Origin of the sequence: Neisseria sp. (genome assembly GCF_030523955.1) — a bacterium.
Lineage (GTDB): Bacteria > Pseudomonadota > Gammaproteobacteria > Burkholderiales > Neisseriaceae > Neisseria.
Window position 1 is genome coordinate 35,506 of record NZ_JAUNHL010000002.1, and the last position, 16,582, is coordinate 52,087.

Below are 16,582 nucleotides of genomic sequence, written 5' to 3' on the forward strand. Positions count from 1 at the left end.
TTAACTATTCAATATTACCCGACGTCGGGAAATATGATGAATGGTAAATCCGCAACTTAACCGAAAAGGAAAAAAACATGAGCAAATATTTAGCAGAGCTGCGCGAACGCGACGAGGTGCTGACCAATTTGGCCGTCGGCTACCGCCAAGCCGGCTTTGTCGGTGAAAAAATCGCACCGGTAGTAATGGTGGAAAAAGAAGGCGTGAAGGTGCCGGTGTTCGGCAAAGGCTCGTTTGTCGAGTACGAGACCGAGCGCGCGGTGGGTGCGGCCAGCAATGTGATCACGCTTGACCGCGGCAAAACCCTGCCGGTGGTGCTCGAAGAGCACGACTTGGCCGCAGGCGTGGATTACCGCGAACAGCACGAAAGCCGCCACGACCAAAAAGCCAAGGCCACCCGCCGCGTAACCACGGGTATCCAGCTGAAGCAGGAATTGGAAATCGCCCGCCTGATCCAGGACAAAGGCGTTTACCAGTCCGGTCACAGCGAAGATTTGGCCTCGACCGCCGAGAAACAGTGGTCGCATGCGCAATCCGACGTGCAGGAAGCCATCGAAGCCGCCAAGGAAAAAGTGCGCGCCGCCTGCGGTATCCGCCCGAACGTGCTGGTAGTGGGCGCGCAGGTGTTAAGCAAATTGCGCATGAACGAAGGCTTGCGTGCCAACCTGTCGGCCAACGACCGCAAAGTGCTTTTAAATATCGACATCCTGATAAACCTGCTCGACGTGGAAGACATTATTGTGGGCGAATCGGTTTATGCCGAAGGCAGCGGTAAAGCCACTAAAGACGTGTGGGGCAATTTTGCCAGCCTGATCGTACGCCCGACCATCATTGCGGAGGGCAACGACGAAGGTCAAACCGCCTTTGCCTACACCTTCCGCCGCCGCGGTATGCCGGTTGTAGACCGCTACGCCGGCGTGGGCGGCAAGGTCGAATACGTGCGCTACACCGATATCCGCAAGGCTGCGGTGGTGGGTGGCGCGTGCGGCTACCTGTTCCAAAACCCGATTGCTTAAACCTAATTAGGCCGTTTGAACGGCAAGCCCTTTTCAGACGGCCTTTGGAGAAAAAGATATGGCTAAACAAACCAAACAGGTGGTGTTGACCACCACCGTCCGCACCACCGGCCAAGTGGTGGAAAACCGCTTTGTAACCTTTGCCGGCAAACAGGCAAAAGCCAATGAAGCCGTGCTGGGCGTGGCTACATACGATGCAGCCGAGGGCGATTTGCTGGGCGTGGACGTTATCGGTATCGCGCTGGTGGAAGCCGGCGGCGAAGTGGCGGCCGGCGCAAAAGTATCGGCAGACGCGCAAGGCTGCGCGGTGGCCGGCTCTGAAAACGTGGCCGGTACGGCTGTCGGCGCGGCCGCCGGTGCGGGCGACTTAATCCGTGTACTGCTGAAAGGTTAATCATGGCTTTAAAAGTATATATCGCAAAAACCCCGCTGATTTTGCTCGATGCGACAGGTAAGGAATATCGCGTAGAAGCCGGTGCTACCTTGGCTTTAACGCCAGATCAGTATCAGGACGTGGCGGCGCACGTTACCCTGCTGGAAACTGACGAGCCGGTGCCACCCGAACAGACTGAACCCGGGCAATCCGAACAGCCGGAATCTGAGCAACCGGAAACAAAAAACCAGAGCAAGGCTGGTCGGCGCACTAAAGGGGCTTAAATATGTATATCACCCCGGATGATTTGGCGGCCGCCATTAGTAAGGCTGAGTTGATTCAACTGACCAACGATGAGCCGCGGGCGGCTGAACCGGATGATCGTGTGGTTAATGCGGCCATCGACTACGCATGCGAGTTGGTGGACGGCTATATGCGCGGGCGTTATGAAATGCCCTTGTCTAATGTGCCGTCAATCTTGCCGAATTTATGCGTGGTGTTGGCCCGGCATTGGCTGCACAGCCGCCGGATCAACCGGGCTGATTTCCCCAAGCCGTTGCAGGTTGCGTATGAAAATACCATCAAGGTGTTGGAGAACATACGCGACGGCAAAATCCATTTGGATATACGGCGCATCGGCAAGGTGCCGGAGCCGCAGCCTGAGCGTGGTGCCTATCATGTGCGTGCGGCCGGCCGCATGGATACGAAGGGCTACTAATGGCCTCCACCCGACCGATTATTGATGCGATCTGTGAGCGTTTGCAGCAGGATATTCCTGACGCAATGGTGGATGTTTATCCGGATAACCCTCAGGAATACAACTTTATTCATCCATCGGGAACGATATTAGTCGGCTACCGCTCCAGCCGCTTCAGCGATGAAATTGGGCTGGGGCGGATATCCCAGCAGCGTGTGATGACTTTGGCGTTGACAATCATCGGGGCTAATTTGCACGGTGATTATGGGGCGTTGGCCATTCTGGACGAGGCACGTTTGTCGGTAGTGGGTTTCCGCCCGCCGGATTGTACGCCCTGCCACTTGATTAGCGAGCAGTTCGTCGACGAAGAAGCGGGAGCATGGGTGTATGAGTTGCTCCTGCAAACTGAAACGCAGCAGGTGGAACGCCTGAAAAGGCAAGATTTGAGCAAGTTGGTTGCCGTGCGGCTGCGCCGCGAGGGTGAACCTCTTGAGCCTGATTTAAAACCCGCAGCACAGTCTGCGAAGAAATAGGAGATTAATATGGCAGCAGCTTTCCACCACGGTACGGAGACCATCCGCATTGATGGCGGTTCCAGCCCCGTTTATGCCGTTGACGGGGCGATTACCGCGATTATCGGTACTGCCCCCGTCGGACCGGTCAATCAATTGACCGTGTGCCAGACCAACAAAGATTTTTCACAATTCGGCCTGAATCTCACCAACAAGGGGTTCACGCTGCCTGATGCAGCGAATATCTGGACGCGCTACAAGGCGGGTATTGCTTATGTGGTGAATGTATGTGATCCGGCAAAGCATAAGACGCAGATTGTTGATGAAGTGCTGACAGTAGATTCGGATACGCTCACGGCAAAAACCCGTTTCCCGGCATTGCAGGACGGCTTGTATGCCCTGCGGGATGGAAGTAATCTGCTGGTAGAAGGTACGGCCTATAGTATCGACAGGCTGACCGGCGAGATTACTTATCTGCGTGCACCCACTGCGCCGCGTATCAGTTATACCTATACCGACCCGACCAAGGTTACCGAAGCGGACATTATCGGTGCCTATGTGGCCGTATCCGGTAAGCGTACCGGTATGGAGCTGGTTACCGAGGGCTTTAACCGTTTCGGTGCCGACGCCAAGATTATTATTGCTCCGGAATACGATAACACCGCTACCTGCCGCGCTGCATTGGAAATTTTGGCCGCCAAGCTGCATGCGATTGCTTATGTGAATGCGCCTAAAGGGACAACTTTAAGCCGTGCTTTGGAAGGCCGCGGACCTATGGGTGTGATTAATTTCCAAACCTCCAGCGACCGCACCCATTTGTTTTATCCGCATGTAATCGGTTTGCTGGGCGTCGAGAGCCTGGCCACCCACGCCGCCGGTCTGCGCATGAAAACCGATGTGGAGAAAGGCTATTGGTGGAGTACATCCAACCAAGAGCTGTTGGGCGTTACCGGCATCGAAATCGGCCTGACCGCCCGCGTGGACGATCCGCAGAGCGAAACCAACCGCCTCAACGAAAAAGGTATTACCACCGTGTTCAATAGCTATGGAACGGGCTACCGCTTGTGGGGTAACCGCTTGGCTTGCTTCCCGACGGTGAGCCATATTAAAAACTTCGAGGTGGCGCAACGCACCGGTGACCAAATCGACGAACGTATCCGCCGGGTAGAATTGCAGTATGTTGACCGCCCGATTGATGATGCGCTGATCGATAGTTTGCTCGAATCCATCCGTACCGATATGGGTGCCGAAAAAGGTATTGTCGGTTTCTCGGTAGACTTGGATTACGGCTATGATTTGGTCGATGCATTTTCTAAGGGTCAGGTGCCGATCTGGTATGACTACACGCCCAAGCTGCCGGGAGAACGCATCACCAATACCAGCGTGATGACCCGCAAATATCTGGTTAATCTGGTATCGGGTAATAATTAAGGAGCTGCAAATGGATGATTATATCCGCGCGATTTACAATGCCAACGTTTATATTGATGGCAACAACCACTTAGGCAAGGCATCAGAGTTTAAGCTGCCTGATTTTGAGATTACCCAAGATGAGTTTGGCGGTTTGGGCCTTTTCGGCACCATCAAACTGCCGTCTGGTGCCGAAGCGCTTGAAGGGGAAATCAATTGGAACAGCCTTTATCCCGAGGTAGCCGCCAAAACCTACCACCCGTTCCGTGCCGCCCAGCTGATGGTGCGCGGCAACCAGCAACTGCACGATGCCCGCGGCCTGGTTAAAGAGGTGCCGGTGGTTACGACGGTAACGGCCACCTTCAGCAAAAACGGCTTGGGCAATTTCAAGAACAAAGAGAAGTCGGAACACTCCACCACCTATCAGGCGACGGAAATCCGCCAAGTGGTAGACGGCCGCGAAGTGCTCTACTACAACGCCTTTAAAAACGTTTTCCGCGTCGGCGGCGAAGATGTGCTGAGCCAGATGCGTAAAAACATCGGCGCATAGGCTGTCTGAAACAACAAACACCCTGCTTTACGGCAGGGTGTTTTTTTAATCGCGTCTAAAAGCAGATGCCTGTCTGAAAGCTTAAACTGGCCTCTCAAACCGATCACAGTTTGCGGGCTTATCCGGCCGCCCCGCACGGCCTGTTTTTGAAAAAGGATTACAAAAATGACCGAAGCCAGACAACTTCAGCAAGACTTGGGCGCGAACAAAGAAATTAAACTGAAATACCCGGTGCGCCTGGCTACCGGCGAAATGCTGGAAAAAGTAACCGTGCGCCGCCCGCGTGTGGGTGATTTGCGGGCGGTGATGCACTTTGCCAACGAAGCCGAACAGGGTTTGATGCTGGTATCACGCGTAACCGGCCTAGTGCCGGAAGATCTGGATATGCTGGACCTGAAGGACTTGGAGGTGATCCAAGCCACCTTTCGCACCGAAAACGAAACCGGTAGCGAATAAATCAGCGGCGTCAGTCAATCAGGAATTATTGGCCGCCGCCGCCGATGTGGCATGGTGGTTTGGTTGGAGCGTGCAGGATGTTTACAATTTGCCGCTTGATGAGTTTGAAGAGTGGCAGAAAGAAGCAGCCCGCCAAATTAAGGCGGGCTACCGGAAAGGGGTTTAGCTGTTTTTAGTCTTGAGGTGTTTGAAAAACTCAGTCATCCAACCGATTGATGTAAGGATAACAACCGTAACGGTGATGGTTGGATAAAAATGGTAAGCAATAATGGCAATCACGCCAAAAACGGCAAAGGCAAATAGCAAGCCAAAGATTGAAATCATATCGCTTACATAAGTCAATAACTCTTTCATTTTAACCCCCTTTCTGCACAATTATTACAAAGGATTTTATCCGATGTCATCAAATTTAGCAATTGCAATTACTGTCGGCGCGACCGTCGGGGGAGCGATCGCGGGAATTAAAAACCTGCGTTCGGTTGTTGGGTTGCTTAAAAATGACTCCATCAGTGCCAGTAAAAAACTGACTGTTTTAGGATCAGGTACGGCAGTCGCTGCCGCCGCGGCGGTGAACAGCATCAAAGCCGTAAGCAGCATAGTGATGAGTCTATCGGAAGAGGCTATCAAGTTTGAATCAGCGATGGCTGATGTCAGAAAAGTGGTTGATTTTGAATCACCACAAGGGCTGGCAAATCTAAAAAAAGACATCTTGGACTTAACCCGAACTATTCCAATGGCCAAAGAAGAGTTGGCCGCGATTGCCGCTTCCGGTGGCCAGTTGGGGGTGGCAGAGAAGGATTTGAAGTCATTTACGACAACCATCGCAAAAATGGCGGTGGCTTTTGATATGTCAGCGGATCTGGCAGGCGATAGCATGGCTAAGCTTGCCAATGTGTACAAGATTCCGATTGGGCAAATAGACAAGCTTGGTGATGCCATCAACCATTTATCCAATAAGAGTCCTGCAAAGGCCTCGGATATTGTCAATACGCTGGGGCGCGTCGGCGGCGTGGCCAAACAGTTCGGGTTGACCGAGCTTCAAACCGCCTCACTTTCCAACGCCTTTATCAGCTTAGGTAAAACGCCGGAGGTAGCTGGTACGGCCATCAACGGTATGCTGACTAAGCTGATGACTGCTGACAAGCAGGGCAAGAAATTCCAAGCTGTATTGCAAGGTATGGGTACCGACAGTAAGGCTCTGAAAAAAGCCATCAAAGAGAATGGCGAACAGGCATTGATGAGTTTCTTGAAGCAAATTGAAAAGTTGCCGAAAGAAAGCCAAATGGGCGCATTGGTCGATTTATTCGGCTTGGAATATGCCGATGATGTTGCCGCACTTGTAGGCGGCTTGGATACATATCAGAAGTCGATTAATGAGCTTCAAAAAGCCGGTAAAGGCGGGAAACTTGAATTTATCGGAAGTATGGAGAAAGAGTTTGCTGCTCGTTCGGCCACTACTGAAAACGGCCTAGCGTTGATGAAAAATAGTTGGGCTGAATTTATGACTGTAATCGGCGACCGTTTGTTGCCGATTATTAATCAAGTTTCCTCGGCTATGGCCGGTTTAATCCATTCGGTAACGGACTGGGCTTCTGGGAATCCCGCAGTAATAGACAGCATTATCCAATTCGGCGGAGTGTTGGCCGGTTTGGTTGTTGGAATCACGACATTCACCGCATTGATGGGTGTGGGGTCAATGGGGTTTGTGATTTTGTCAAAGGCCATTTCCGGCGTTGGTACGTTTATTGGCTACGTAACGAGATTAGTATCTTTTTTTGGGCGCGGTTTGTTATTCATTATTCGCTTATTGCCGATGCTTGGCTCCGCTTTTATGAAATTGGGTGCGTTTTTGATGGCCAACCCCATTTTCGCAGCTATCGGTCTGCTGACTTTGGCAGGCTATCTTCTCTACGATAACTGGGAGGCCGTGGTCTCTGGTGCGAAAATCTTATGGCAGGATTTGGGCGCTTTCTTCACTGTGCTGTGGAAGAATGTGACTACAGCGTTTCGGGCAGCATGGAACGGCATTCTGACTTGGTTGTCGGCGGCTTGGGAAATTATTAAGGGCTTTTGCTCGGCAGGCATTCTTGCCTTGGTTCATCTGATTCTGAGCTTCTCGCCGGCGGCATTATTTATGAGGGTATTTCAGGCCCTGTGGCGCTGGCTGGCAGGCTTGGGGGCAACATTTTACGCTTATGGCGGCCAGATGATTAACGGTTTGGTCAATGGCATTAAGGCCGGCGTTGGCCGCGCGGTGGAAGCGGTTCGGAGTGTGGTGTCTGCGGTTAAATCGACATTTACTTCTGATACTAAAGGCATGGGTATTCACTCTCCGAGCCGTGTATTCCGTAGCTATGGCGGGTATATGACCCAAGGATTGGCTATCGGTGTAAATAAGAACGCTGATCTGCCGATTCAGGCGGTCGGCACATGGGCCGGCCGTCTGAAAGAGCGCTTTGCCGACAGTATGGGGCAGCTGCGCGGCGATATTGCCGCACGCGTATCAGCAGGCAGAGCAACATTTGCCGCCGAGCGGGAGCGGCAGGCAGTGGCGGCAGGCAGCGGCGGTATGGTGATTAACTATAACCCCACCATCAACGCACCCGGCGCCGATTCCCAGCAGATTCAGACGGCCTTGGCGTTAAGCCAGCGCGAGTTTGAGGCGATGTTTAAACGGATGATGGCGGATCGGGCGCGGAGGGCTTACTGATGTATGCAATGTTGGGCGATGTGCGTTTTGAGGTATTGAACAGCTTTACATCATTGGAGGCGGATCACGCTGCGGCCTTTGCTAAACATGATGTTTTGCAGGGGCGGCCGCGCCTGCAGGCGATGGGCAACGATCTGACGACGCTGCGTTTTAGTCTGAAGCTGCACTGGAAGCTGGGCAACCCGGATACGGCCTATAACGGCTTGCTGTCCGCTAAAGAAAGCCAGCAGGCGCAGGCGTTGGTGTATGGCAGCGGCCGCTTCGTGGGCTGGTTTGTAATCGAGCGGCTGACCGAGCGCACGCTGATGCAGGACGGCCGGGGCCGCACGGCGGCGCGCGAAGTGGACGTGGAGCTGACCGAATTTGCGGGCGACCCGAATAACCCGCTGCCCACGCCTGCGGTGATGCAGGCGGGAAAGAACCCGCTGTTGTCGCTGCTGCCCGAATCTGTGCAGGCACAAGCATCGGACATCATGCAGGCAGTGGAAAAAGGCGTGCAGGTTTACCGCGCCGCCGAAAGCGGCATCGACGAGATGCAGCGACTAATAAATGCCGCCAAAGACCTGAGCAACGATACGGCGGGTGCGCTGGCGCTGGTGAGCGATGCGCTGGGCATCGGCGGCGGCGTATTGGGTAAACTCAATACCCTGCCGCAGGTAACCAGCCTTATCGGCGACTTGTCAGGCGTGGCGGTGCTTGCGGCGCAGGCGTCGCAAGCCGCAGCGGAATTGGGCGGCGCGGTGGGCAGCCTGCGAACGGCCGTTGAAAGCGATAGCTTGATTGATTGGTTAGACGGCGGAGCGAAGGCAGTAGAAAGTGCAGCATCTGCCCTGATTGACGGCTCGGCTGCGGTGGAAACCTTAACGGGCTATTTGGCGGCAAGGAGGGATTTATGAGTGCGGTTATCCGCTACACCACCCGCGACGGTGACCGTTGGGATTTGATTGCCCACAAGCATTACGGCAACGCGCTGCTGGTTGACGGCCTGATGGCGGCCAACCCGCATCTGCCGCTGGCCGAAGAGTTTAAAAGCGGGTTAACGGTGTTCGTGCCAGTGTTGGAAGCCAAACCGAAAAACAGCCAAGAGGATTTGCCGCCGTGGATGCGCTGAGTGCTTTTATCAATCTTAACGGCTTGGCGGGAAGCGGTAATACGCACCCGGTTACCAAGCCGGACTTTGTGCTCAAATACGAGCAAAAAGACATCACTGGCGACATCGAGCCTTATCTGCTGTCGCTTACCTACACCGATTATCTCGGCGAGCAATCCGACGAGCTGGAAGTGCAGTTTGAAGACACCGACGGCCGCTGGTTGCGCGGCTGGTATCCCGAGCAGGGCGACGCGCTCGCTTTGAGTATCGGCGACCAGTTCACGGGGTTGGTGGCTTTGGGCAGCTTTGAAATCGCCGAAATCGAGTATAACCACCCGCCGAGCACGGTGTCGCTGAAAGCATTGGCTACGGGTATTACCAAAGCCAACCGCACCCTGCAACCCAAAGCCTATGAAAAAACCACGCTGGCAAAAATTGTGCGGATGGTGGCAGGCCGTCTGAAACTGAAAGTGGACGGTGAATGCGAACACATCGACATCGAGCGCGTGACCCAATATCAGGAGCGCGACATCGAGTTTCTGGCGCGCTTGGCCAAACAATACGGCCACACCTTTAAAATCGTCGGCGACACGTTGGTTTTTATGAGCAACGCCAAGTTGGCCGAGCGCGAACCGGTGGCTGCGTTGGAGCCTGCCGACATGATCAGCATCCGCCTGCGCGACTTGATTAAGGGCGTGCCCGATAAGGCGGTGGTGTCGGGCTACGACCCTAAGACCAAGCAAAACATTACCACCACCCGCACGGCCAAGCCGCGCCGGAAGAAAGCCAAACACACAACATCTGGGGATACGCTCAAAATCATCGCCAACAAGGGCGAGAGCCAGGCGCAGGTTAACGCACGCGCCGATGCCGCACTCGCAGACGCCCAAGACGAGCAATGCGCGGGCGATATTACGGTGGTGGGCAACGCCAAACTGGTGGCCGGGCAAGTGATAATGCTGAAAAACCACGGCAAGTTCAGCGGCCGCTATATGGTCAAACAGGCGCGCCACAGTTACAGCCGCCGCGGTGGCTACGCCACAGACCTCGAAATCAAGATGCTGGAATACATCCCCGAAGAAGAGGAGCGTGCAGATGTTGCCCAATCATGATTTCACGGCTACGCTGCAATTCGGTATCGTGGCCGCGGTGGACGAAGCCGGACATAGCCTGCGCGTGCGCCTGCCTGCCCTTGAGAACATGGAAACCGACTGGCTGCCGATGCTCACACCGGCAGCGGGCGGCAACCAGTTTTACAGCCTGCCGGACGAAGGCGAGCAAGTGGTGTGTCTGCTGGATGCGCGCGGCGAAAACGGCGTGGTGCTGGGGGCGACCTACAACGCCGCCGACACTCCACCGGCCGCGAGCAAAGATATGTGGATGCGCCGTTTTAAAAACGGTACGGTGATTATGCACAACCGAAAATCCGGCGATGTGGTGGTGCAGACCAAGGGCACGGTTACCATTGATGCGCCAAACACAGAGATCACAGGCAACGCCACCGTGATGGGGCTGTTGACCTACGTGAGCGGCATGACGGCGGGCAACGGGGGCGGCAGCTCGGCAGCGGTGATTACCGGCGACGTGGTAGTAACCGGCGACGTGGTGGCCAACGGTATCAGCCTGACCGGCCACACCCACCCCGGCGATTCCGGCGGCACCACCGGCCAGCCCAAATAGTTTAAATCCATTTAAAAGCCTTTCCGGCGGCTATCAAGCAAAATCCCTGTATCTATCAAGCGATACAGGGATTTTCCATGCAATACGACACGCCTATTTCCAAGCATTGGCAGCTCTTGCCCGGCGGCAGCGGCTTGGCGCAGGGCGTGGACGATATCGACCTGTGTATCCACAACATCTTGTCCACCCGTAAAGGCTCGGACGTTACCCGCCCCGAATTCGGCAGCGACTACTTCGATTATATCGATACCCCGGAAGATGTGTTTGTGCCCAATGCCGTGCGCGAAGTGGCGCTGTCCATCAAAACATGGGAGCCGCGTGCGGTATTGGAGCGGGTGTCGTTTGAGGGTAATGCGCCGCACATCATGATGACGGTGCATTGGCGCGTAGCCGACGACGTGGCGGGCTCTATTAATACCACATCCGTTACCTTGGAGCGTGCATCATGGATTTAAGCAAGGTTACCCGCGCCGACGTTAAGGTCGTGGATGATGACTTGGCCAAAGTGCTGGCTGACACCATCGCCGACTATGAGGCGCGCAGCGGTAAAGTCTTGCAGCCCGCTCATATCGAGCGCCTGCTGATTAACACCTACGCCTACCGCGAGATGCTGGTGCGCAAGGCGTTTAACGAAGCCTACCGCCAGCAGCACCCGCGCTTTGCCACAGGATTGATGCTGGATTTATGCGGAGATGATGTTAATACGCCGCGGCTTGAGGCATCGACCGCGCGTTGCACCATCCGTTTTTCTGCCGCTTTGAGCGGTGTTCAGACGGCTTTTATCCCGATCGGTACGTTGGTTTCTGTGGGGGAGGTTTCGTTCGCCACCGTTGAGGCAGGTACCTTAACCGCAGCGCGTAAAACGCTGGATTTGCAAGCGGTATGCACGCAAAGCGGTGCAGTGGGAAACGGCTGGTCAGCCGGGCAGATTAACACTTTACCGCCGGCATTTTCGGGCGATGTAGAAATCAAGGCCGCCAATATTACCGTGCCGACTGGCGGCGCAGATGTGGAATCTGACGATGCTTATCGTGAGCGTATTATGCTGGCACCGGAAAGTTTTTCGGTGGCCGGCCCGGTGGGTGGTTACGAGTATTTCGCCCGACGCGTCAGCCCGACCATCTGCGATGTTTATGTGGATAACCTCAAAACGGATGCCGGAGAACCCATCGGTGGGCAGGTGCGGGTAACGGTGTTAACCAAAAACGGCCTGCCCGCGGAAGAGCTGCTGGGCGAGGTGCACAAAGCCTTGTCCGGCGAGCGCGTGCGGCCGCTGTGCGACACCGTTACCGTGGCGGCCCCGGTACCGGTCGATTACGCGCTCGATGCGGAGCTGGTTTTGTTTACGGGTGCCAACGCCGCCGAGGCGGTGGCCGAGGCACAGGCGGCATGGGCAGCGTATGAATCCGCCCGCCGCGAGCAGTTGGGCCTGGACATCGTGCCTTTGGATATCCAAACCGTGCTTAAAGTGTCGGGGGTTTATAACGTGGTGCTGGCCAACCTGCCGCTTAAGGTGGTGGCCGCCAATCAGTGGGCGCGCTGCACATCGGTGCGTATCCGCGCCGCCGACCAGCAGGCGGAGGGCTAGACAGTGAAGAAACTGAGCTACGCCGCCGTGATCGAGCGTGACCAACGTTACAAGATGCTGGCCGACCTCGGTCTGCGAATGAGCGATGTTGATGCGGCCCGGCTGATGCCGCGCCTAATTAATCTGGTTGCCCCCGAGCATTTGGAGCTGCTCGCCGAGAGCCGCAGCATACTGGGCGCTGACGGCTATTGGTTGGCCGAAAGCGACCAAATGCGCCGCCGTCTGATTAAAGGTGCATACGAACTGCACCGCTACAAAGGCACGCCGTGGGCTATCCGCGAAATCGTGCGCCGCTTGGGTTTCGGCGAAGTGCAGATTATCGAAGGTATGGGCGGTAAACGGCACAACGGCGAAATCGTGCGAGATGGCCGCTACGCCTACGGCCACAGCGACCGGTGGGCGCATTACCGCATCATCATGAACAACGTGATTACCAACGACCAAGCCGCGCTGCTGCGCCATACCTTGAGAGCCTTCGCGCCGGCACGCTGCGTGCTGGCCGCGCTCGACTATCAGGCCAGTGCATTGAGACACAACGGCCGCGCCCGCCGCGACGGCCAATTCAACAGAGGAACCGCATAAATGGCAAACTTAACCGAAACCAGCCGCTGGGAAGCGGGGATTTACCAGCTCGAAACCTCCGACCCTGTGATGGGCGGCCCCAACGGTATCGACAACCGCCCCGCGCGCGAGCTGGCCAACCGCACACTGTGGCTGAAAAACGAAATCACCAAAGCCGTACAAAGCATCGGCACCAACAAAACCGCCGCCGACGGTGCCATCGCCCTCAAAGCCGATGCGGCCACTGTGTTCACCGCAGGCGCAGGCCTGACAGGCGGCGGCAGCTTGGCCGCAGGCCGCAGTTTCGCGCTGGCCACACCGTCCACGCTCAACGGCAGCACCGCCAACTGGGTGGGCAACGGCGCCACCGGCCACACGCACGAGCTGTCCAAAGCCACACCCACATTGGCGGGCGTGGTCAAGCTGGTTAATGTGTTGGATTCGTCTGCCGCCGACGCGGCGGTTTCGGCGGCAATGGCTAAAAAACTGCAAGACGAAAAACTCGGCAACAGCGGCAACCAAACTATCAGCGGACAGTTAAATATATTTCGTAACGCATGGGAGAAGATTCGCTTCAGTAATGCTGATGGCAGCTTTTGGCGTTTTGAATCGGCACCGGTAAGTAGCGGTGAAAACGGCGCACGATTTAATTATGTCTTTACAGGTGCAGACGGATCTGAGGTTGGCCGGATCTCTTTCCCGCGTGTATCGACTGGTGAGACAGTTGCTTATCAAAGTTGGGTTAGTACGCAAATCGGTGCTGCTGTAATGCTCACCGGCAACCAAACTATAGAGGGCACAAAAACATTTTCCGCGCGACCGGTTTTCCCCGCCGGTATCAGATTATCCGCCGTAAATAAAGACGGATGGGCCGAACTTGGTATGGGGCCGAACGATATCTATATGCGCAACCCTGCCAGCAGTAAAGTACTGCAACTCAAAGACGATGGCACATTGGCATACAGTAACGACAAAATCATGTTGGCCACCGATAAAGCCAGTACGACGGCTGCCGGAATTGTGCAGCTATCGGCGGCGACTAACTCGACTGCCGTCAATCTGGCCGCTACCCCGTCGGCGGTTAAGGCTGCTCATGATTTGGCGGCCGCCGCCGCTCCGTCGGGAGCTGTGGCATTTTTTGCCGGCCAAGCTGCGCCGACCGGTTGGCTAAAGGCCAACGGTGCAGCAGTGAGCCGTACTGTGTATGCCGCTTTGTTTGCCGCCATCGGCACGCGCTACGGCGCAGGAGACGGCAGTACTACTTTCAATTTACCTGATTTGCGCGGATTGTTCCTGCGGGCTTTAGATGAAGGTAAGGGGATAGACGTTGGTCGTGTTTTAGGCTCGCACCAAACCGATGCGATGCAGCGCTGGTCTGCTGAGTTTACTTATCAGCGCGCCCAGATTAACGGGGTGGAAACCGTTAACGGTGGCATCCAATTTGTATCGACTGCCTACGGTACGCCCCAGCCGGCGTCTAACGGTTGGGCGGTATCGCGAGCGATTATCGGGCCGGATGTCAATAATTCTGCTCGCGTCGCCGGCGAAACCCGGCCGACCAATATGGCGTTACTGGCCTGTATTAAGATTTAAAGGATTGATAACATGAATCAAGCAACTAAATTAGTATGTCAACTTGATCCGGAGGGGCATTATATTGGTCAATCCGTCGCCGATCTTGACCCGATGGAAGAAGGAAACTGGCTGATCCCGGCGCACTGTATCGATCAACCTCAGCCTGAGCATAAGCCCGGGTTTGCCCCTAAATGGCATGGCGCTGGCTGGAGCTATGTGCCTGATCATCGGGGTCGTGAGGCTTACCGTACTTCTGACGGCCAACCTGTTGTGATTGATACAATCGGCGAGCTGCCTGCCGGCCTAACCTTTGAGCCTCGGCCTAGTCGTCTGCACCAGTGGACAGGGATAATGTGGGAGCTGGATGCCGGCGGCCAGCAAGCCTGGCTTGTACAGTGCAAAGAGGCGAAGCTTGCGGTAATCAATACGGCTGCCCAAGCATTTATTGATAATCAAACAGGTGCCAACCAGATTCCGGCGTTTGAGATCCAAACATGGGCGCTACAGGCAGCAGAAGCCAAAGCATGGGATATGGATAAAACAGCCGCCACTCCGGTTTTGGATCGCATTGCCGCCAGTCGGGGGATTGATGCTGACAAGCTGAAGGCAGCGGCATTGCGTAAGACGCTGGCTTATGAAGTGCTAACCGCTCATGTGGCCGGACAGCGGCAGGCTTTGCAAAGTAAAGTCGAGGCTGCTAAAACGGTTGAAGCGCTAGAGAAAATCATTGTGTCTTTTACAGGTGTTGATGCATGAAAAAATACGCGTATCAACTGCTAATTGCCGCGGACCAGCTTATCAATGCACTGTTGGGCGGCTACCCGGATGAAACCTTAAGCAGCCGGATTTATCGCAATGCCTGTCTGAAAACACCGGTCAAGCAGCGCTGGCTAATCGCTTATAAGGCGGTAAACAGTTTGTTCTTTTGGCAAGACGACCATTGCTTTTTGTCCTACCTCCGTGAACGGAGTAAAGGCCACCGGCCCGATGCTTTTGCCGAGTAAATCGTTGTGTGTTCTCTCTGTATTTTCCCGCTTTTTAGCGGGATTTTTTTATCGCCGTTTAAAAGCCGGATGGCGATGTGAGTCAGATAATGAGCCTTATTTGAAAGGCTTGGCATGTATACCAAGAACCTGAGGGTGGTGGCAGGGAAAGACCAATCTTTCCTTTTTAGGCTGTCCCGCAAAGACAAAAAAAAGGTTGTACGAACGGCGCTAAATGCAGATGTGGTACGGCTGGAAATCATGCCGATGTATGGTGTGGGTACCGCCATCAGGCCAATAATTATTGCGCGGCGCGACGCCATATTGATTTATTTCAGAGCAGATCAAACCGCAAACCTTGATTGGCAGGTGGCCGAATACCGACTCAGCCTGCTCAAAGAAAACATAGCCCACCCGATAGCCGATGGGCGTATTTATATCTCTACGGGTAGACAACTATGAGTGATAAAACATTAAGTGCTACGCCGCTGAATATCACGCCGTACGACGTGATTGTCACCGCGGAAGAGGCAACGGTTATTCAAAGCAGCCTGTATGAACTGGCGGTGGAAAAAGGGTTGTTCAGCGGTACGATCAGCGAGTTCTTTGCCAGTTTGAAGGGGGTGCCGGGGAAAGCGGCCAATATACGACTCGGTACGGTAACGGAAGGTGACAAAGCAGCCATCTCTGTATCGGGGACACCAGAAGATCAAGTTTGGGATGTAGTGCTGCCAGCCGGCCAGCGTTATTCAAGCACTAATTGGTAAACAAAAGGAGTAGTAAATGAAATATGAAGTGTTTCGTGAGACCGCGCTGCCGGTTGTTTTAAAACCTTATGCAATCTATTTGATTGCCCCGGCTGAGCGCCCTGACTATGTGGAGATGTATGTCGTTGATGCGACCGGGCGAAAACCGCGCCGCCACATCAACGAGCAAGATGTCCAGGCAATGATTAACCAAGCCATTTCATCAACCGGCCAATTAACGGTTGTTGACGACATTGCTGCGCGGGATGCCATTCTGAGTCCTAAAGGCGAAGTCATGGTGTTGGATGCCACCGGTGATCCTTCCGTGAGTACCGGCGGTGCGCGCTATCTGTACAGCAAGGGTTCTTGGGTCAAAACGGCCGAAACCGAATCTATGGATCTTAGACTCTCTTGGGATGCCATTGAAGGTAAGCCTAATGTGAGCAAAACGCAACTCGAAAATGCGGTTAGCCATTCTCACCAGCACGAAAATATGACCCAGCTGGGAAAAATCGGCGAAGACGTGGAAGGTAACCTGACATACGGCGGCAAAGTGGTAGGTATGCAATATTCAAGTCTAGGCTGGTAGTTTCATAGTGCCCGCCCGGTCGGTAGGCGGGCCGTTTTATTAACCA

At 54.8% G+C, this 16,582-nt stretch carries 24 protein-coding genes; 23 read left to right on the top strand and 1 reads right to left on the bottom strand.

From position 1 onward, the window contains the following. Positions 1 to 77 precede the first annotated feature (77 nt). The 9 genes from Q4C79_RS00800 to Q4C79_RS00840 all read left to right on the top strand — a co-directional run bounded on the left by Q4C79_RS00800 (position 78) and on the right by Q4C79_RS00840 (position 5,180). Positions 78 to 1,016: a hypothetical protein gene (locus tag Q4C79_RS00800; protein WP_303089130.1), complete on the top strand. Its 939-nt coding sequence runs from the start codon at positions 78 to 80 to the stop codon at positions 1,014 to 1,016. Positions 1,017 to 1,074: 58 nt separating this feature from the next. Beyond that, complete coding sequence (locus Q4C79_RS00805; RefSeq protein ID WP_303089131.1) at positions 1,075 to 1,410, top strand: capsid cement protein; 336 nt, start codon at positions 1,075 to 1,077, stop codon at positions 1,408 to 1,410. Between the two features lie 2 nt (positions 1,411 to 1,412). Then, positions 1,413 to 1,673, top strand: a complete 261-nt coding sequence (locus tag Q4C79_RS00810; RefSeq protein WP_303089132.1) for a hypothetical protein — start codon at positions 1,413 to 1,415, stop codon at positions 1,671 to 1,673. A 2-nt stretch (positions 1,674 to 1,675) separates the two neighbouring features. Continuing rightward, positions 1,676 to 2,107, top strand: coding sequence for a gp436 family protein (locus Q4C79_RS00815; RefSeq protein ID WP_303089133.1), 432 nt, complete (start codon positions 1,676 to 1,678; stop codon positions 2,105 to 2,107). Continuing rightward, positions 2,107 to 2,619, top strand: coding sequence for a Gp37 family protein (locus Q4C79_RS00820; RefSeq protein ID WP_303089134.1), 513 nt, complete (start codon positions 2,107 to 2,109; stop codon positions 2,617 to 2,619). The genes Q4C79_RS00815 and Q4C79_RS00820 overlap by 1 nt, the downstream gene beginning before the upstream one ends. Before the next feature lie 9 nt (positions 2,620 to 2,628). Further along, positions 2,629 to 4,029 carry a phage tail sheath subtilisin-like domain-containing protein gene (locus tag Q4C79_RS00825; protein WP_303089135.1) on the top strand — a complete coding sequence of 467 codons (1,401 nt, stop codon included), beginning with the start codon at positions 2,629 to 2,631 and terminating at the stop codon, positions 4,027 to 4,029. A 10-nt stretch (positions 4,030 to 4,039) separates the two neighbouring features. Continuing rightward, complete coding sequence (locus Q4C79_RS00830) at positions 4,040 to 4,558, top strand: phage major tail tube protein (RefSeq protein ID WP_303089136.1); 519 nt, start codon at positions 4,040 to 4,042, stop codon at positions 4,556 to 4,558. A gap of 165 nt (positions 4,559 to 4,723) precedes the next feature. After that, entirely contained in the window at positions 4,724 to 5,014 is a 291-nt protein-coding gene (locus Q4C79_RS00835) for a phage tail assembly protein (protein WP_303089137.1), read from the top strand. 28 nt (positions 5,015 to 5,042) lie between these two features. Next, on the top strand, positions 5,043 to 5,180 hold the full coding sequence (locus tag Q4C79_RS00840; protein ID WP_303089138.1) for a GpE family phage tail protein: 138 nt from the start codon (positions 5,043 to 5,045) through the stop codon (positions 5,178 to 5,180). Here the strand turns inward: Q4C79_RS00840 and Q4C79_RS00845 are convergent. Next, positions 5,177 to 5,368, bottom strand: coding sequence for a hypothetical protein (locus tag Q4C79_RS00845; RefSeq protein WP_303089139.1), 192 nt, complete (start codon positions 5,366 to 5,368; stop codon positions 5,177 to 5,179). The genes Q4C79_RS00840 and Q4C79_RS00845 overlap by 4 nt on opposite strands. Positions 5,369 to 5,411: 43 nt before the next feature. Between Q4C79_RS00845 and Q4C79_RS00850 the strand changes: the two genes are divergently transcribed. The 14 genes from Q4C79_RS00850 (at position 5,412) to Q4C79_RS00915 (ending at position 16,536) form a co-directional block, all read left to right on the top strand. Further along, on the top strand, positions 5,412 to 7,724 hold the full coding sequence (locus Q4C79_RS00850; protein WP_303089140.1) for a phage tail tape measure protein: 2,313 nt from the start codon (positions 5,412 to 5,414) through the stop codon (positions 7,722 to 7,724). After that, positions 7,724 to 8,620, top strand: coding sequence for a phage tail protein (locus Q4C79_RS00855; RefSeq protein ID WP_303089141.1), 897 nt, complete (start codon positions 7,724 to 7,726; stop codon positions 8,618 to 8,620). Before Q4C79_RS00850 ends, Q4C79_RS00855 begins: the two co-directional genes overlap by 1 nt. After that, positions 8,617 to 8,835: a tail protein X gene (locus tag Q4C79_RS00860; RefSeq protein WP_303089142.1), complete on the top strand. Its 219-nt coding sequence runs from the start codon at positions 8,617 to 8,619 to the stop codon at positions 8,833 to 8,835. The genes Q4C79_RS00855 and Q4C79_RS00860 overlap by 4 nt, the downstream gene beginning before the upstream one ends. Then, on the top strand, positions 8,823 to 9,926 hold the full coding sequence (locus Q4C79_RS00865) for a phage late control D family protein (RefSeq protein ID WP_303089143.1): 1,104 nt from the start codon (positions 8,823 to 8,825) through the stop codon (positions 9,924 to 9,926). The genes Q4C79_RS00860 and Q4C79_RS00865 overlap by 13 nt, the downstream gene beginning before the upstream one ends. Further along, complete coding sequence (locus tag Q4C79_RS00870; protein WP_303089144.1) at positions 9,910 to 10,494, top strand: phage baseplate assembly protein V; 585 nt, start codon at positions 9,910 to 9,912, stop codon at positions 10,492 to 10,494. Before Q4C79_RS00865 ends, Q4C79_RS00870 begins: the two co-directional genes overlap by 17 nt. 77 nt (positions 10,495 to 10,571) lie before the next feature. Further along, positions 10,572 to 10,949 (top strand): GPW/gp25 family protein, encoded by a 378-nt coding sequence (locus tag Q4C79_RS00875; RefSeq protein WP_303089145.1) that lies wholly within the window; start codon positions 10,572 to 10,574, stop codon positions 10,947 to 10,949. Then, the gene (locus tag Q4C79_RS00880; protein WP_303089146.1) at positions 10,940 to 12,082 is read left to right on the top strand and encodes a baseplate J/gp47 family protein; all 1,143 of its coding nucleotides are present in this window, start codon (positions 10,940 to 10,942) and stop codon (positions 12,080 to 12,082) included. Before Q4C79_RS00875 ends, Q4C79_RS00880 begins: the two co-directional genes overlap by 10 nt. Positions 12,083 to 12,085: 3 nt before the next feature. Then, positions 12,086 to 12,664, top strand: coding sequence for a phage tail protein (locus tag Q4C79_RS00885; protein ID WP_303089147.1), 579 nt, complete (start codon positions 12,086 to 12,088; stop codon positions 12,662 to 12,664). Further along, entirely contained in the window at positions 12,665 to 14,236 is a 1,572-nt protein-coding gene (locus Q4C79_RS00890; RefSeq protein WP_303089148.1) for a phage tail protein, read from the top strand. It begins immediately after the preceding gene. 12 nt (positions 14,237 to 14,248) lie between these two features. Beyond that, complete coding sequence (locus Q4C79_RS00895; protein WP_303089149.1) at positions 14,249 to 14,974, top strand: hypothetical protein; 726 nt, start codon at positions 14,249 to 14,251, stop codon at positions 14,972 to 14,974. Then, positions 14,971 to 15,222 (top strand): hypothetical protein, encoded by a 252-nt coding sequence (locus Q4C79_RS00900; RefSeq protein ID WP_303089150.1) that lies wholly within the window; start codon positions 14,971 to 14,973, stop codon positions 15,220 to 15,222. Before Q4C79_RS00895 ends, Q4C79_RS00900 begins: the two co-directional genes overlap by 4 nt. Before the next feature lie 114 nt (positions 15,223 to 15,336). After that, positions 15,337 to 15,663: a hypothetical protein gene (locus Q4C79_RS00905; RefSeq protein ID WP_303089151.1), complete on the top strand. Its 327-nt coding sequence runs from the start codon at positions 15,337 to 15,339 to the stop codon at positions 15,661 to 15,663. After that, positions 15,660 to 15,968, top strand: a complete 309-nt coding sequence (locus tag Q4C79_RS00910) for a hypothetical protein (RefSeq protein ID WP_303089152.1) — start codon at positions 15,660 to 15,662, stop codon at positions 15,966 to 15,968. The genes Q4C79_RS00905 and Q4C79_RS00910 overlap by 4 nt, the downstream gene beginning before the upstream one ends. Before the next feature lie 16 nt (positions 15,969 to 15,984). Further along, the gene (locus tag Q4C79_RS00915) at positions 15,985 to 16,536 is read left to right on the top strand and encodes a hypothetical protein (RefSeq protein ID WP_303089153.1); all 552 of its coding nucleotides are present in this window, start codon (positions 15,985 to 15,987) and stop codon (positions 16,534 to 16,536) included. Positions 16,537 to 16,582 lie beyond the last annotated feature (46 nt).

What these genes read in the sequence shown, in the direction of transcription:
- Q4C79_RS00800 (WP_303089130.1), top strand. Translation starts at nt 78, where the DNA reads ATGAGCAAATATTTAGCAGAGCTGCGCGAACGCGACGAGGTGCTGACC.
- Q4C79_RS00805 (WP_303089131.1), top strand. Translation starts at nt 1,075, where the DNA reads ATGGCTAAACAAACCAAACAGGTGGTGTTGACCACCACCGTCCGCACC.
- Q4C79_RS00810 (WP_303089132.1), top strand. Translation starts at nt 1,413, where the DNA reads ATGGCTTTAAAAGTATATATCGCAAAAACCCCGCTGATTTTGCTCGAT.
- Q4C79_RS00815 (WP_303089133.1), top strand. Translation starts at nt 1,676, where the DNA reads ATGTATATCACCCCGGATGATTTGGCGGCCGCCATTAGTAAGGCTGAG.
- Q4C79_RS00820 (WP_303089134.1), top strand. Translation starts at nt 2,107, where the DNA reads ATGGCCTCCACCCGACCGATTATTGATGCGATCTGTGAGCGTTTGCAG.
- Q4C79_RS00825 (WP_303089135.1), top strand. Translation starts at nt 2,629, where the DNA reads ATGGCAGCAGCTTTCCACCACGGTACGGAGACCATCCGCATTGATGGC.
- Q4C79_RS00830 (WP_303089136.1), top strand. Translation starts at nt 4,040, where the DNA reads ATGGATGATTATATCCGCGCGATTTACAATGCCAACGTTTATATTGAT.
- Q4C79_RS00835 (WP_303089137.1), top strand. Translation starts at nt 4,724, where the DNA reads ATGACCGAAGCCAGACAACTTCAGCAAGACTTGGGCGCGAACAAAGAA.
- Q4C79_RS00845 (WP_303089139.1), bottom strand. Translation starts at nt 5,368, where the DNA reads ATGAAAGAGTTATTGACTTATGTAAGCGATATGATTTCAATCTTTGGC.
- Q4C79_RS00850 (WP_303089140.1), top strand. Translation starts at nt 5,412, where the DNA reads ATGTCATCAAATTTAGCAATTGCAATTACTGTCGGCGCGACCGTCGGG.
- Q4C79_RS00855 (WP_303089141.1), top strand. Translation starts at nt 7,724, where the DNA reads ATGTATGCAATGTTGGGCGATGTGCGTTTTGAGGTATTGAACAGCTTT.
- Q4C79_RS00860 (WP_303089142.1), top strand. Translation starts at nt 8,617, where the DNA reads ATGAGTGCGGTTATCCGCTACACCACCCGCGACGGTGACCGTTGGGAT.
- Q4C79_RS00870 (WP_303089144.1), top strand. Translation starts at nt 9,910, where the DNA reads ATGTTGCCCAATCATGATTTCACGGCTACGCTGCAATTCGGTATCGTG.
- Q4C79_RS00875 (WP_303089145.1), top strand. Translation starts at nt 10,572, where the DNA reads ATGCAATACGACACGCCTATTTCCAAGCATTGGCAGCTCTTGCCCGGC.
- Q4C79_RS00880 (WP_303089146.1), top strand. Translation starts at nt 10,940, where the DNA reads ATGGATTTAAGCAAGGTTACCCGCGCCGACGTTAAGGTCGTGGATGAT.
- Q4C79_RS00890 (WP_303089148.1), top strand. Translation starts at nt 12,665, where the DNA reads ATGGCAAACTTAACCGAAACCAGCCGCTGGGAAGCGGGGATTTACCAG.
- Q4C79_RS00895 (WP_303089149.1), top strand. Translation starts at nt 14,249, where the DNA reads ATGAATCAAGCAACTAAATTAGTATGTCAACTTGATCCGGAGGGGCAT.
- Q4C79_RS00900 (WP_303089150.1), top strand. Translation starts at nt 14,971, where the DNA reads ATGAAAAAATACGCGTATCAACTGCTAATTGCCGCGGACCAGCTTATC.
- Q4C79_RS00905 (WP_303089151.1), top strand. Translation starts at nt 15,337, where the DNA reads ATGTATACCAAGAACCTGAGGGTGGTGGCAGGGAAAGACCAATCTTTC.
- Q4C79_RS00910 (WP_303089152.1), top strand. Translation starts at nt 15,660, where the DNA reads ATGAGTGATAAAACATTAAGTGCTACGCCGCTGAATATCACGCCGTAC.
- Q4C79_RS00915 (WP_303089153.1), top strand. Translation starts at nt 15,985, where the DNA reads ATGAAATATGAAGTGTTTCGTGAGACCGCGCTGCCGGTTGTTTTAAAA.